The organism is Streptomyces dengpaensis (assembly GCF_002946835.1).
GTDB lineage: Bacteria > Actinomycetota > Actinomycetes > Streptomycetales > Streptomycetaceae > Streptomyces > Streptomyces dengpaensis.
In genome coordinates, this window is record NZ_CP026652.1 from 8,285,728 (window position 1) to 8,298,700 (window position 12,973).

Annotated in this window: 13 protein-coding genes and 1 pseudogene; 6 read left to right on the forward strand and 8 right to left on the reverse strand. The window is 68.4% G+C overall.

What is annotated here, in order from left to right:
• From C4B68_RS38700 to C4B68_RS38715, 3 genes are all read right to left on the reverse strand, one after another.
• Nucleotides 1-696, reverse strand: coding sequence for a hypothetical protein (locus tag C4B68_RS38700; RefSeq protein ID WP_099506270.1), 696 nt, complete (start codon nt 694-696; stop codon nt 1-3).
• A 915-nt stretch (nt 697-1,611) separates the two neighbouring features.
• Nucleotides 1,612-1,959, reverse strand: a complete 348-nt coding sequence (locus C4B68_RS38710; protein WP_099506271.1) for a carboxymuconolactone decarboxylase family protein — start codon at nt 1,957-1,959, stop codon at nt 1,612-1,614.
• A gap of 103 nt (nt 1,960-2,062) precedes the next feature.
• On the reverse strand, nt 2,063-2,851 hold the full coding sequence (locus tag C4B68_RS38715; protein WP_099506272.1) for an SDR family NAD(P)-dependent oxidoreductase: 789 nt from the start codon (nt 2,849-2,851) through the stop codon (nt 2,063-2,065).
• 374 nt (nt 2,852-3,225) lie between these two features.
• Here C4B68_RS38715 and C4B68_RS43875 point away from each other — a divergent pair, with 374 nt between their 5' ends.
• Together C4B68_RS43875 and C4B68_RS43880 are read left to right on the forward strand one after the other, a co-directional pair.
• Nucleotides 3,226-3,462, forward strand: a complete 237-nt coding sequence (locus C4B68_RS43875) for a hypothetical protein (RefSeq protein WP_240634780.1) — start codon at nt 3,226-3,228, stop codon at nt 3,460-3,462.
• A complete protein-coding gene (locus C4B68_RS43880; protein WP_240634773.1) occupies nt 3,459-4,064 on the forward strand; it encodes a LysR substrate-binding domain-containing protein in 606 nt (201 codons plus the stop codon). The genes C4B68_RS43875 and C4B68_RS43880 overlap by 4 nt, the downstream gene beginning before the upstream one ends.
• Before the next feature lie 67 nt (nt 4,065-4,131).
• Here C4B68_RS43880 and C4B68_RS38725 read toward each other — a convergent pair whose 3' ends face one another.
• Complete coding sequence (locus C4B68_RS38725) at nt 4,132-4,605, reverse strand: VOC family protein (protein ID WP_099506278.1); 474 nt, start codon at nt 4,603-4,605, stop codon at nt 4,132-4,134.
• A 902-nt stretch (nt 4,606-5,507) separates the two neighbouring features.
• Between C4B68_RS38725 and C4B68_RS38730 the strand changes: the two genes are divergently transcribed.
• Nucleotides 5,508-5,864, forward strand: a complete 357-nt coding sequence (locus tag C4B68_RS38730; protein WP_099506273.1) for a LytR/AlgR family response regulator transcription factor — start codon at nt 5,508-5,510, stop codon at nt 5,862-5,864.
• Between the two features lie 389 nt (nt 5,865-6,253).
• On the opposite strand, the pseudogene C4B68_RS42270 reads toward C4B68_RS38730, so the two are convergent.
• A pseudogene (locus tag C4B68_RS42270) lies at nt 6,254-6,346 on the reverse strand (IS5/IS1182 family transposase); the annotation flags it as partial.
• Between the two features lie 107 nt (nt 6,347-6,453).
• Nucleotides 6,454-6,615, reverse strand: coding sequence for an HNH endonuclease (locus C4B68_RS38735; RefSeq protein ID WP_180289392.1), 162 nt, complete (start codon nt 6,613-6,615; stop codon nt 6,454-6,456).
• Between the two features lie 13 nt (nt 6,616-6,628).
• Between C4B68_RS38735 and C4B68_RS44250 the strand changes: the two genes are divergently transcribed.
• From C4B68_RS44250 to C4B68_RS38745, 3 genes are all read left to right on the forward strand, one after another.
• A complete protein-coding gene (locus tag C4B68_RS44250; RefSeq protein ID WP_257217528.1) occupies nt 6,629-6,751 on the forward strand; it encodes a hypothetical protein in 123 nt (40 codons plus the stop codon).
• A 225-nt stretch (nt 6,752-6,976) separates the two neighbouring features.
• Nucleotides 6,977-9,358 carry a SpoIIE family protein phosphatase gene (locus C4B68_RS38740; RefSeq protein WP_206337105.1) on the forward strand — a complete coding sequence of 794 codons (2,382 nt, stop codon included), beginning with the start codon at nt 6,977-6,979 and terminating at the stop codon, nt 9,356-9,358.
• A gap of 220 nt (nt 9,359-9,578) precedes the next feature.
• A complete protein-coding gene (locus C4B68_RS38745; protein WP_104880052.1) occupies nt 9,579-11,000 on the forward strand; it encodes a CHASE3 domain-containing protein in 1,422 nt (473 codons plus the stop codon).
• A gap of 452 nt (nt 11,001-11,452) precedes the next feature.
• Here C4B68_RS38745 and C4B68_RS38750 read toward each other — a convergent pair whose 3' ends face one another.
• Both C4B68_RS38750 and C4B68_RS38755 read right to left on the reverse strand, forming a co-directional pair.
• Nucleotides 11,453-12,124 carry an enoyl-CoA hydratase-related protein gene (locus C4B68_RS38750; RefSeq protein WP_099506553.1) on the reverse strand — a complete coding sequence of 224 codons (672 nt, stop codon included), beginning with the start codon at nt 12,122-12,124 and terminating at the stop codon, nt 11,453-11,455.
• The gene (locus tag C4B68_RS38755) at nt 12,111-12,863 is read right to left on the reverse strand and encodes a sigma-70 family RNA polymerase sigma factor (RefSeq protein WP_167459249.1); all 753 of its coding nucleotides are present in this window, start codon (nt 12,861-12,863) and stop codon (nt 12,111-12,113) included. The genes C4B68_RS38750 and C4B68_RS38755 overlap by 14 nt, the downstream gene beginning before the upstream one ends.
• Between the last annotated feature and the right edge of the window lie 110 nt (nt 12,864-12,973).

Genomic DNA, 12,973 nt, shown 5'->3' on the forward strand with positions numbered 1-12,973 from the left:
TCAGCCCGTCTTCCGCAGCGGTACGGAGACGGTGGCCGGCCGTTGCCGCGTCGCCCCGTCACGAGGCCGGAACGGCACGACCCGGCCTTCGGGGTCCCAGGCGTCCGCAGTCCCGCGACCACGTGTCCGGGGCCGCTGGATGCGTCCTGCGACGTACCACGCAACGAGGGGCACACCCGCGGCCCATGCCGCGCCGTGCATCTGGTGGTCGGCGGTCAGCACGGACGTCGCGACCGCGGACAGAGCGACCACCATCACGGCGATGCGCGCCCGCACGACCGAGAGGCCGGCGGCCAATGCCAGCCCCATCACCAGGTACCAACCCGCGAGGGCCCCGGGCAGCGCCACATAGTCACGGACTACAGACCCCTCGGGCGTCGGCAGCCCGGGCACGGACAGGGATTTGCCGACGACGAGGCCGGCCGTGATGCACAGCAGCAACGCGATGGCCGCGCGTGCGTAGGCCGCGGGATGCCGGTGGGCCAGCCAGAGCAGGGTCAGTGCCATCAGGGCCAAGGGGGCGATGGCGTGGATCTGTGAGACGGCGTGCGCCAACTCCAGCAGGCCGAGTTGGTTTCGGTCGCCGGGGAAGAGCGCGATGAGGGCCGCGTAAAGGAGGGCGAGCGCCGCCGCTCCCGTGCCTGCGTGGCGCAACGTCCGCTTCACGGCGACCGACCGCGTCAAGGGGGCACGCATGGTGGACTTCAACGGATCCGCCCGAACTCAACAGCGGCGCGGTGGTTGCCGGTTCGGATGCGATCGGCGCATGGGGTGAGCCCGATTCCCTGTGAGCGATTTGCCTGGCCGGTCGAGTGGCGCGATGCGAGCGCGGTGTCCGTCGCGGTCGCAGTGTCAGTTTCCATGGTGAAAACCTTGGCTAGTGGGTGTAGTTGATACTTCAACCACATGGATAAAAAAAGTGCTACGTTAAGCAACTATTCAGTTTTGATCGTCTTCGCGTAGATGGTCCGGCCGGCAGTGACCAGCGCCGCTGCCTGGTCGTGGACGCACTGACGGACGGCGCAACTGCATTGACGCAGCCGTGACGAGGCCGCACTGGCGCCGCGTTCCTCGGGAACGGGCAGCAACCGCGGCGAGGGCACATGCGGAGAGGGTGCGCAGCGCTCAAGTCGCAACGTTCCGCGGGGCGGCGGCGAGCTGCTTGAGATCCAGGCCGGACAGACGGTCGAGGAAGTGGCGGCGCATGGCAGCCAGATCCGTCGGCCAGGCTTCCTCCAGGCGGGGGAGGCCTGCTCGGTGAGGACGGCGTACCGGCTGCGGCCATCCTGGTAGCACCGCACCCGATTGACGAACCCCTGGCTCGCCGGCCGGTGCACGAGACGAGTCATGCCGCTGGGCGACATCTCGCAGGTGACGGCGAGATCGCCCATGCGCGGCTGACAGCCCGATCCCGGACAGGTGCATCAAGACCAGGTACTCCATTGCGGGCAGCCGCATCTCTTTGCACCAGACCTTCGCGCGGACCTCCGGCCCCTGCGCTCGCCGCCGTTCCGGCGCCGCGGTGACCTGCCGCCCGCATCCGGCGACGAAGTCCCAGCCCGCCGCCGGGCGGGCCCGAGTGGTGTGCCCGGCGACGGTCGTCGCGTCAGGTCACTGGGCGCCGTTGTTCACGGCCTGGTCGAAGAACTTCATGGCCATGAAGCCGTGGGCGTAGCCGCCGCCCGCGCGCAGCGCGGCGGCGATCATGACGGTCTCTGCCAGTTCCTGCTGGGTGGCGCCGGCGGAGTGCGCGGCTTTGGTGTGGGCCTCGATGCAGTACGCGCACTGGGTGGTCAGTGCCACGGCCACGGCCATGAGTTCGGTGTACTTGGGCGAGATGGTCTTGTCGCTGCCGCGCAGGACCTGGTTGTCCCAGGCCATGAACGCCTTGAAGGCCTCGGGGGCGCCGGCGCGGATGTGCTTGGCGTACTGGTGGTCGGTGTGCTCGTGGTAGGCCACGGTGTGCTCCTGTGCGGTCGGCCGAGGGGTGCGGGACGCGGTGGCGTCCCGCGGCCGGTTGGGTATGTGCGGAAAAGCGAAAAGAAGGGGGAGTGGGGGCCGGTCAGTAGTGGTTGCGTCCGGCCCGGACGCCGCCGTCGACGTCCCAGGTGGCGCCGGTGATCCAGTCGGCCTGGTCGGACAGGAGGAAGGCGACGGTGGGAGCGATGTCGTCGGGGGTTCCGACGCGGCCGAGGGGGTGGAATGTGTTGAACGCGTCGAGCGCGGAGTCGATGTCGTCCTTGGGGATGAACGCCTCGTAGATCGGGGTGCGGACCACGGCAGGGGCCACGGTGTTGACGCGGATGCCGTGCGGGGCGAGTTCCAGGGCCAGGTGCTGGGTGAGGGAGTGCAGGCCGGCCTTGGCCACGGAGTACGCCGAGGACGGGGTGGCGGCCATGGCCTGGTGCGCCAGCATGCCTCCGATGTTGACGACGGCTCCCTTGGTGCCGCGGGCGATGATGTTGCCGGCGATGGTCTGGGTCAGGAGGAAGAAGGCCCGGGTGATGGCCTGGTAGCGGTCGTAGTCCTGTGGGGTGTGCTCCAGGAAGGACTTGGGCTCGAAGACGCCGGCGGCGTTGACGAGGAGGGTGGCGTCGGCGTGCTGTTCGGTGAGGGTGTCGCGCAGGCGGTCCACGGCGGCGCGGTCGAACAGGTCGGCGGCCAGCCCGACGGCTTTCCCGGACGGGGCCAGGTCGGCCACCGCCTGTGCGGTGCTGTTCTCGGACCGGCCGGTGACGACGGCGCTGCCGCCGCCCTCGAGGACACGGCGGGCGACGGCCAGTCCCATACCGCTGGTGCCGCCGATGACGACGACCTTCTGCCCGGTGAAGTCGAGAGTGTTGCTGGACATGGTGCTCTCCTGGGGTCTTTACGGGTTGGCGGCCGGGCACGGGTCGCTGCCGGCGCGGTTGCGCACGTGGCGGGAAACCGTGGCGTTGCGTCACACCTCTTACGGTGCGACGAACGGAAGCAATAGGTCCATTTAGTCGAGATGTGTCCACCATGAAGAATGACTGATTCATTCTGACCTGGACCGGTGTGGCCGAGAGCCGGGGAACGCCTTAGACCGTAGATTGCACCGAGCCGCTCCGGTAGGGGATCAGGAGTCATGCCGGTATAACGGGTGGCTATGGCCGGGAGGGGAGCCGTGAACATCGAAGCGTTGCGCTATGCCCAGGCCGTCTCCCGGACGCAGTCCTTCAGCGCCGCCGCACGGGCTTAAGGGTGACGCAGCCCGCCCTGTCGAACGGCGTTGCGCGGCTGGAGGGGGAGCTCGGCGACTTGGTCGCCCGGGCCTTCGATGCCGCCCGTACCCTGGAGCGTCCACGCGGACTTGTCCTGCGGGAGGCGGACTTCGACCCCCTGCGTCGCGACCTGGAGGCGGGCCGGTTGGCCATCTGCTCGTGCCCGCCGTGCCCGCCTTCCGCCACCGTGTTATCGCCCGTGAACTGGTGGTCGTGATCGACCCTGCGGCCACGATCGACGGCCCGGTCGAGCTTGAGGCCGCGGCCGGCGCCGTCTACATCCTCGGGCCGCCCACCTGCGGACTGACCACCTTCACCACCGAGTTCTTCCGCAGCCACGACGTGGCGCTGCGCACGTACTTGGGCGAGGCCGCCAGCTTCCGGGCGGTGGACGAGTGGGCGGCGATGGGCCTGGGAGCGGCGCTTCTGCCTCGTTCCAAGGTCACGCGCCAGCATGCCAGTTGCCGCCCTCTGCTTCAGGCGAGCACACCCGTCGAGATCGCCTATGAGGCCGTCTGGGACTGTGACACGCCCCCGGAGCCGACCTGGAGGAATTCGTCACCGCGCTCACGGGGGCCGGGGAGGTCCTTCCGGCCGCGCCCGGCACGGCGCCAAGGGGCGAGCAATGAGCGGAGGTTATGGCTGCACGGTGCCGCTGCCGCCCACGGCGCCCGGGGCGGACACCGTTGCGGCGGTGCCCTGCAGTCGGGCGGGGCCAGCGGGCATCGCACGGGCCTGGGCGGCAGAGGGACGGTGCCCAGCGGGAGGAGCCTTACGGGGCGCGGCCGTTGCGCCACCGCTTCCCCGTCAGGGTGTTGATCGACGATCCGGCCCGCCTCCGCGTTGCTCATGCCCAGCTGCATGAGCTTGAGTGCCTGGCGCAGTGTCACCGGCCAGGCTGGCGCTCCGTGATCTCCTGAAGTACCCAGCCGTTGCCGTCCGGGTCGCTGAAGGTGGCGTAGGAGGCATAAGAGGTGCGGTCGGGGTGTGGGCCGGGAATCCGCTCCTGGCCTGCGCCGTGGTGGACGGCGTCGCCGGCCTCGTGGCCGTGGTGGAGAAGCCCCCCCGCGTCGTGGAACACCTCGCTCACCTTGATGCCGCGGCCGACGAGCTCCGCGCGGGCCTGCCCGACGTCCGAGACGATGAGGTACAGGCCCTGGGTCGAGCCGGGGGCCGCGGAGAGCATTCCCTTGCCGAAGATGATCGAGCACCCGGAGCCGGGCGGCGTGAAGTGCACCAGCCGGTATTCGTCACTGAACGTGTTGTCGACGTCCAGGCGGAATCCCACCGCCTCGTAGAAGCTCTTGGCCCGATCGACGTCGGAGACGGGCAGCACGATGACTTCGAGCTTCAGATCCATCTTTTTCACCTTCATGGAATCGGATCCAGCACAATGCGATATCAGTCGAGCAGGTGGACGCCTGAACTCAGTCGATCAGTTGAGCAAGGCGGAGGGTGGGACTCGGTCCGTCACCTGTCAAATAGACGGCGATGACGTCTCCGTTGACGCGCCACAGTCGACAAGGCTGCAGGATGCCCAAGGCATTACCGCTGGTAAGTAGGCTCCGGAAGGCGGCCGATACGCGCCCTGCCAGTGTGCCTCGAGCGTGGCTGATGCGCATTCCGAAGGAACCGGACGATGCATGTGACTGTGCCGTCTTCGGGATTCCCGTACCTCGAAATCAGTTGCTCGTCGCTCATGAGGTCAACTTCTTCGCTTCGTTCGACGGGAAGATCACGTGAGTGCCCTTGTCCGTCCAGTACTCGACGACGCGGTGTGTGTCGGTGACTCGGCTCATGGTGCGCTCCCTTGCGGCGAGTTGGGTCCACGATGCGTCTGCACGTGGGGGCAAGAGGGAAAGGGGTCTTCCGTTTTGGCCTGCGGAAGCATAGGTTCCTCTCACCCCGCGTCGGCGCCCTCCGAGGTGCCGGCCCGCCGATCCTGGGGCGGCGGGCCACGCGGGGGCCAACTGCCGGGTCATGGCCAAAAGCTTCCGCCGGCTCAGGGCGCGTAACGACCCTGTTGCGCCGTCGGCCGTAGCTGGAGACCACGCGCCTTGCTTGCGACGACCAGAGCAGTGGCCGGTCTCCTCCGCCGGACTGGTGGGCTGACCAAGCACAAGACGGTGCAAGGCTTACCCGGACCGGGTGGTGTGCCGTTCCCTCCGCCGCACCGTCCACCTGCCAGTTCCCTCCGGTCTGGGCGGAAACGTGGGGTTGGCCCCATGGCCCTGTACTCCCTGCTGCCTCAATCTGGGGTACGTGGCGGTAAACGTTCTGGTTGTCGACGATGATCCCGGCTTCCGGCAGGTGGCCTACGCGCTCCTGAGGGCGCGCGGCATGCACGTCGTGGCCGAGTGTGCCGATGGCGCCTCTGCTGTAGCCGCTGTGCGCGCGCACGAGCCGGACGGGGTTCTGCTCGACGTTCACCTTCCCGACCAGGACGGCATGTCCGTTGCGAGGGTTCTGCGGGAAGGCCCGCATCCTCCGCGGGTGGTCCTGACATCGACCGATAGGTCGCCATGGTCGGGGGAGGAACTGGCTGCTGCGGGGGTGGAGGCCTTCGTGACGAAGGACCTGCTCTACGACACTGACCTGGCCAGGCTGCTTAGCCCTTGAGATATTCCAGGGCCGCAACCACGCGTCGGTTCCCTGCTCGGTCCGTGCCCGGCAGGCATCCCGCTGACCGACCTCACCACCTCGGTGCGTTCTCGTTGTGCCGGCAGACCATCCATTGGCGAAGCGCCGTGCCGTGCCGATCGCCGAACTGGCCGGTCTGGACCCCGTCGACTCCCTCGTGGGCTGCGACAACCGGACTGTCGTGGATCGGGCCTTCGGCGCCGCCTCTGGGGCCCGTTGCGTCGCCATCGAGATCACCGGCCAGTCGGTATCGGGCCGACAAGCTGGCTGCGCTGCGGTCGACTGCGGCAGAACTGGGTGGCCGTCGGGCCGCGCGCTGTGTCGGAGGCTAAGAGGTCCTGACAAAGGCGCTGGACGTGGCGGTGGGCGATCAGGCAGGTGGCGAGGCCGAGGAAGGCTTCATGGATGTCGTCGCGTCGCTCCCATCGGATGCGTAAGCGGCGGAAGCCGTGCAGCCAGGAGGTTAGGTCGGCCGCGCGGCGAGGTGCCTGCCGTGGCAGGTCCTTTTCCGCGCGGCCTCCCGCCGAACCGGACTTGACGGTTTCCCTGTCATCCGGCTCTCCAGTGACTACAGCGTGTGTGACCCGGCCGCTTTCGCTTGGCGGATGCGGTCATGACAGGCGTCGCACGCCACGAGGCTCTTGCGGCGCCGGTCGAGCATGACGCGCGCCCAGTCGTACGGCGGCCATCCGGCGCGGGCCAGGTCGGCGAGAGCTCGTACGTGATGCACTTGGACATCACCGGTGTCCCCGCAGACGTCCAAGGGCGGGGGCCGCAAAAAGAGCATCAACGACCGGACTCTCGGCACCGCCTACAGCCGCCACGATCTCACCGTGTTCCTGCAGAACGCCGGCTTGACCGGCTAGGACGAGCCGGATGTCGCCGAGACGAGCGCAAGGGCGGCTCCCTTCCGCGAGTCCTCCCACCCGAAAGAGGATAAATTGTTCATCTAGGGCGTCTAGATCCTTTCCTTCGATAGGTGGATCATGAGGGCACGGCCGGGGTGTGCGGGTTCGCGACCGGGGCTGACGGGCCTCACGATTGCGGCGGGCGGCCTGCTTGCCTTGCTGATAGGCGCCGCGTTTGCGGTCTTGTTGTGGGCGATCGCTGACGCGAACAGCGCCACATCGGCGAGACGCGCTTCCCGGACGGCCATCGTCGAGGCCGGCAGCCTGCAACAGCTGGTCAGCGACCTTGAGACGGGGCAGCGCGGCTTTGTGATCACCAAGCGTGAGGAGTTCCTCGAGCCGTGGCAGACGGCGCGCGAGGAGTTTCCTGCGGAGGCGCGGCGGTTCACCGAGACCGCTACCTCTCCTGAACAGCGCCGCAGTGCCGGGCAGATCACGCGGGGCGTCGAGTCTTTGATAACCGACTACTCGGTTCCGCTGGTCGAGGCGGTCCGGCGGGGTGATTCCGCCGCATCCGGTCTGGCGGCGACTGCCGAGGGGAAGCGGCGCGTCGATGCTTTGCGTGCCCAGTTCGACCGGTACACGGTGGAGGAGCGTGCCAATCTCGCGGCGCGTGAAGACACCGCGGGAGTCAACGGGCGTCGGGCGGTGATCGCGGCAGGTGTGGGGCTGGCGGCGTCGACTGCGCTGGTGGCGGCTTTCACGGTGTTCCAGCACCGCGCCGTCGTGCGGCCGGTGCGGGCGGCGGCGGCCGCGGCGGGACGGTTCGCGGACGGTGACCTCGGGGTGCGGATCACCCCCAGCAACGTGGCGGAGATCGGCACGCTGGGCACGTCCTTCAACACCATGGCGGCCTCGTTGCAGGACAGCCGCACACGCATCGAGGAGTCACGCAAACGTTTGGAGCTGCTGTACGAGGCGAGTGTGTCGGTGGGCACCACGTTGGATGTGGAGCAGACGGCCCGGGAGCTGGCGCAGGTGGCCGTACCCGGCTTCGCCGACTTCACCACCGTCGATCTGCTGGCGCCTGTCCTGCGCGGCGAAGAGGTTTCGGCCAGGGGGAGTGCGCAGCTGCGCCGGGTGGCGCTGGCCGGTATCCGGCAGGACGCCCCGCTGCGCAACGTGGGGGACCTGATGGCGCCGGGCCTTTCCACGGCGCAGGTGCGCGGCCTGAAGACCGGGCGGGCGGCAATCGACGTCGACCTGCGCACCATCCCCGACTCTGGCTCGCGGGAGCCGGAGCAAGCTGCACGCATCCTCGACTACGGCATCCATTCGCTGATCAGGACGCCGCTCATGGCCAGAGGAGTGGCCGTGGGAACGGTCGGCTTCTGGCGCTGCCGACCCGAGCCGTTCGGGCAGGACGATGTGGACCTCGCCGAGGAGCTGGTCGCCAAGGCGGCGGTCGCGATCGACAACGCGCGCCGCTACACCCGGGAGCGGTCCACCGCGCTGACGCTGCAGCGCAACCTGCTGCCGCAGCAGGTGCCCGGCCAGACGGCAGTGGAGGTGGCCTCCCGCTACCTGCCCGCCGGGCCGCAGACCGGGGTGGGCGGCGATTGGTACGACGTGATCCCACTGTCGGGCAGCCGGGTCGCCCTCGTCGTCGGCGACGTCGTCGGTCACGGCATCCACGCCTCCGCCGCAATGGGACGCCTGCGCAGCGCCGTGCGCACCCTGGCCGAAGTAGACCTGCCTCCAGAAGAAGTGATCACCTACCTCGACGACATCGTCCTCCACGTCGGCGATAGTGCCCAGGACGAGGTCTCGGCGGCCGACCTCGGCGCGACGTGCATGTACGCGGTCTACGACCCGGTCTCCCGCCAGTGCTCCCTTGCCACCGCAGGCCACCCGCTGCCCGCCGTGCTGGCACCCGATGGCACCGTGCGGGTCGTCTCCGGTGACACCGGACCGCCCCTGGGCATCGGCGGCCTGCCCTTCGAAGCCACCGACCTGGAACTGGACGCCGGCTCTGTGCTCGCCCTGTACACCGACGGCCTCGTCGAAACGCGGGACCGGGACTTCGACAGCGGTCTGACCAAGCTGTGCCACACGCTGGCGCGACCCGCAGCCACCCTGGAGGAGACCTGCGACAACGTGATCGGATCCCTGCTCAGAGGCCACCCGGCCGATGACGTTGCCCTGCTGCTGGCCCGCACCCACGCCCTGTCACCGGAGCAAGTCGCCACCTGGCAGATTGCCGCCGACGCCGTCCAGGTCGAGCATGCCCGCAAGCTGGGCGTCGGACAGCTCGTCGAATGGGGACTGGAGGAGGCGACCTTCATCACCGAACTGGTGGTCAGCGAACTGGTCACCAATGCCATCCGCTACGGAGAACCGCCCATACATCTCCGCCTCATCCGCGATCGCACACTGATATGCGAGGTCTCTGACGCCAGCAGCACCACACCGCACCTCCGCCATGCCCGGACCTTCGACGAAGGCGGGCGTGGACTGCTCCTCGTCGCAGCCCTCACCCAGAGCTGGGGTAGCCGGCAGACCAAGACCGGCAAGACCATCTGGTGCGAGCAGGCGCTTCCCTGCCCCATGACGACGCCCCACTAATGACCACCGCCCGGAGGCCGTCAGCGGGTCGAATCGGACTGATCACCCCGGAAACGATTCAGGGGGCGTTTCAGTTGTGCCTGGCCGTGACCAGCGAACCACCGCTTCAGGAGAGGTCCAGTACAACTGACCGATGCCTTCCCCGTTCGGACATTTCTATCTGAACACGGATAAATTGTTCATCTAGGGCGTCTAGATCCTTTCCTTCGATAGGTGGATCATGAGGGCACGGCCGGGGTGTGCGGGTTCGCGACCGGGGCTGACGGGCCTCACGATTGCGGCGGGCGGCCTGCTTGCCTTGCTGATAGGCGCCGCGTTTGCGGTCTTGTTGTGGGCGATCGCTGACGCGAACAGCGCCACATCGGCGAGACGCGCTTCCCGGACGGCCATCGTCGAGGCCGGCAGCCTGCAACAGCTGGTCAGCGACCTTGAGACGGGGCAGCGCGGCTTTGTGATCACCAAGCGTGAGGAGTTCCTCGAGCCGTGGCAGACGGCGCGCGAGGAGTTTCCTGCGGAGGCGCGGCGGTTCACCGAGACTGCTACCTCTCCTGAACAGCGCCGCAGTGCCGGGCAGATCACGCGGGGCGTCGAGTCTTTGATAACCGACTACTCGGTTCCGCTGGTCGAGGCGGTCCGGCGGGGTGATTCCGCCGCATCCGGTCTGGCGGCGACTGCCGAGGGGAAGCGGCGCGTCGATGCTTTGCGTGCCCAGTTCGACCGGTACACGGTGGAGGAGCGTGCCAATCTCGCGGCGCGTGAAGACACCGCGGGAGTCAACGGGCGTCGGGCGGTGATTGCGGCAGGTGTGGGGCTGGCGGCGTCGACTGCGCTGGTGGCGGCTTTCACGGTGTTCCAGCACCGCGCCGTCGTGCGGCCGGTGCGGGCGGCGGCGGCCGCGGCGGGACGGTTCGCGGACGGTGACCTCGGGGTGCGGATCACCCCCAGCAACGTGGCGGAGATCGGCACGCTGGGCACGTCCTTCAACACCATGGCGGCCTCGTTGCAGGACAGCCGCACACGCATCATGGAGAGTGTCGATGCGGTACACCGACGCACGGCCCGGGACCTGCACGACGGGGCGCAGCAACGGCTGATCAGCCTGATGATCGGGCTGCGGCTCGCGCGAGACGAGATCTCCGATGGGGAATCGTCCGCGACCGAGCTGCTGGACCAGTGCATGGCCGACGCGCAGACGGCGATCGGCGAGCTGCGGGAACTCGCATCGGGGATCTACCCCACTGTGCTGACGTTGAAGGGGCTGGCGGCGGCGGTGAAGGACCTGGCGGACCGGTGCCCGATTCCCGCCGTCGTCGACAGCAAGTGCGACCAGAGGCTTCCCTCGGCCGTTGAATCGAACGCGTATTTCATCGTGGCCGAGGCCGTGACGAACGCGGTGAAGCACGCCCAGGCGTCCCGGATCGACATCTCCCTCGAACTCGGGGAAATCCTTCGGCTCCGGGTCGTTGACGACGGTATCGGGGGAGTGGACGAGACCATGGCCGGCAGCGGTCTGACCGGGCTGGCGGGCCGCTTGGCCGCCATCGGCGGTACGTTGACCATCGAGTCGCCCCCGGGGGGCGGCACCTCGATCATGGTGCAGATCCCGATACGGCCTGAAGCGCCCAGTGCCCAGCGCCCGTAAACGGGCCCTTCACCCGGCGTCCCCGGGTGCACGTCACGGGCGTGGACGACTGCGGGTGATGCTTGCTGCCCGTTCGTCCGTCTTGGGGTGCCCTTTGGGGCTCTGCTGTGCTCCAGGGCACCGAGCATGCGGAGCGCCAACATGACCTCGTGCGGCTGTGCGAGACGCCGACTTCGTGCCGCTCGGCCAGACGCCGCCAGGGAAGTGCGGCACGCGTGTGCGGACGTGATCAATCTGCGCACAGGCGCCCACCAGGCGGAACCTGATCCGGTCGATCGTCTTGCGTGACGCGGGTGGAACTGGCAGAGGGGGAACGGGAGTTCAGCGTCCCTACCTGATGATCGGCAGGTTCGGCCCGTACCCCGAGGGGGTTCGGCAGTTCGAAGGCGTGATCCGGCGCCGGCGTGGAAGTAGCCGCTGTGGGTTATCGACGAGCGTTCTTGATGGCGGTGTCAGCCGAGCGGGTGGGGTGCATCGCGCAGGGTGGCCAGGACCGAGGCGTACATGCGTGCCTTGATGGTGCCGAGGGAGTCGCCGGCCTTGCCGAGTTGTGCCTCGGCGATCTCTACGGCCGTGGAACGCACAGCGGTCTCGTCCACCGCCCGTTCGACGATCCCGGCGGCCGCGGCGTCCGACCCACCGTAGCGACGCGCGGTGACCATGGCCTCGTGCGCGGTCTGCGGCGCCAGCCGGGACTGGATCAGGGCGGCCATGCCGGGCGTGAAGGGGATGTTGATGTCCGCTTCGGGCAGGCACCAGAAGCCGCGGTCGGCGCGCATGACACGGAAGTCGTGCGCGAGGGAGAACATCGCGCCGGCGGCGAAGGTATGCCCCTGCAGGGCCGCCACGGTGATCACCGGCAGGGACAGCATGCGGGCGAAGAGCTCATGGACGGAGCTGCGGTAGCTCTCCTCCTGATCAGCGTGGGCGCCCATCCACTCCAGGTCCAGGCCGTTGGAGTAGAACTTGCCCCTCGCGGTCGTCACCAGGGCGCGGGGCACTTCTGCCTTCTCCACTTCGTTCAGGGCGGTGTTGACGGAGGCGATCCAGTCGGGGTGGAAGCGGTTCTCATCGTCTCCGAGGTCGAGTACGAAGACGTCGTCCTGGCGGTCAAGGGTTGGCATGTGTGCTCCTGAGGGTTGTTCCGATCTCATGTCCGGATCGGACGTTGGTGTTTCCAGCGTGTGTGCTTGCGGTGGGGAACGGAATGATCGAGTCGCCCTGTCGGCGTGCAGCGTAGATGAGCAGCCGGAGCAGGCGTTGTCGTCCGTGGTGCAACCGGGATATCGCGGTGCCCGGGGGGATGCCCAAGAGCTCCGCGATCTCCTCGGAGGAGAAGTCCTCCACGTAAGCCAGGTGCACAACGATCGCGATCTCCCGCGGGAGTTGGTTGAGCGCGGCCTTCACCTCATGGTCGGGCAGGAGGTCTAGGGCCTGTGCTGCGGCCGTCGGAGGAACAGAGGGTGCCGGGTGTTTCTTACCCGGCAGTCGGTCGCGGGGCTGTCCCGGCGAACAGCTCGGGCGCGGCAGGTTCTGCCGCTCGCCGTCGGCGCCGTGCGCGGTGTCGGCCAGGACATAGAACAGCCAGGCCTTCATGTTCGTCCCCGTGGTGAACGACCCGAACGCGTCGAAAGCCCGCAGATACGTCTGCTGAACCAGCTCCGCTGCGGCGCCGCGGTCGCGGGTCAGGCATGTGGCGGCTGCGTACAGCCGGTCAAGAAACGGCAGGGCTTCGCGTTCGAACCGCGCGACGAGGTCGGCGGCATCCGGTGCAGTGCTGTCAGGGCCGTTCGCCATGCCGGGGCCCAGCGGGGCGAGCATCTCCGCGTGGGTGTCATCGGGGGTGCGGGCGCGTCGATCCATGAAGGGTTCTCGTCGCCCTGGGGCGCTGCTCTCACCGGGTTTCTCGCTCGCGTGCCCTTCGAGGGCGGGTTGCCCGGTGTGGGAGGGGCTTCGGCTCACGTCTCTCCTTG

What these genes read in the sequence shown, in the direction of transcription:
- C4B68_RS38700 (WP_099506270.1), bottom strand. Translation starts at nt 696, where the DNA reads ATGCGTGCCCCCTTGACGCGGTCGGTCGCCGTGAAGCGGACGTTGCGC.
- C4B68_RS38745 (WP_104880052.1), top strand. Translation starts at nt 9,579, where the DNA reads ATGAGGGCACGGCCGGGGTGTGCGGGTTCGCGACCGGGGCTGACGGGC.
- C4B68_RS38750 (WP_099506553.1), bottom strand. Translation starts at nt 12,124, where the DNA reads ATGCCAACCCTTGACCGCCAGGACGACGTCTTCGTACTCGACCTCGGA.
- C4B68_RS38715 (WP_099506272.1), bottom strand. Translation starts at nt 2,851, where the DNA reads ATGTCCAGCAACACTCTCGACTTCACCGGGCAGAAGGTCGTCGTCATC.
- C4B68_RS38755 (WP_167459249.1), bottom strand. Translation starts at nt 12,863, where the DNA reads ATGGATCGACGCGCCCGCACCCCCGATGACACCCACGCGGAGATGCTC.
- C4B68_RS38725 (WP_099506278.1), bottom strand. Translation starts at nt 4,605, where the DNA reads ATGGATCTGAAGCTCGAAGTCATCGTGCTGCCCGTCTCCGACGTCGAT.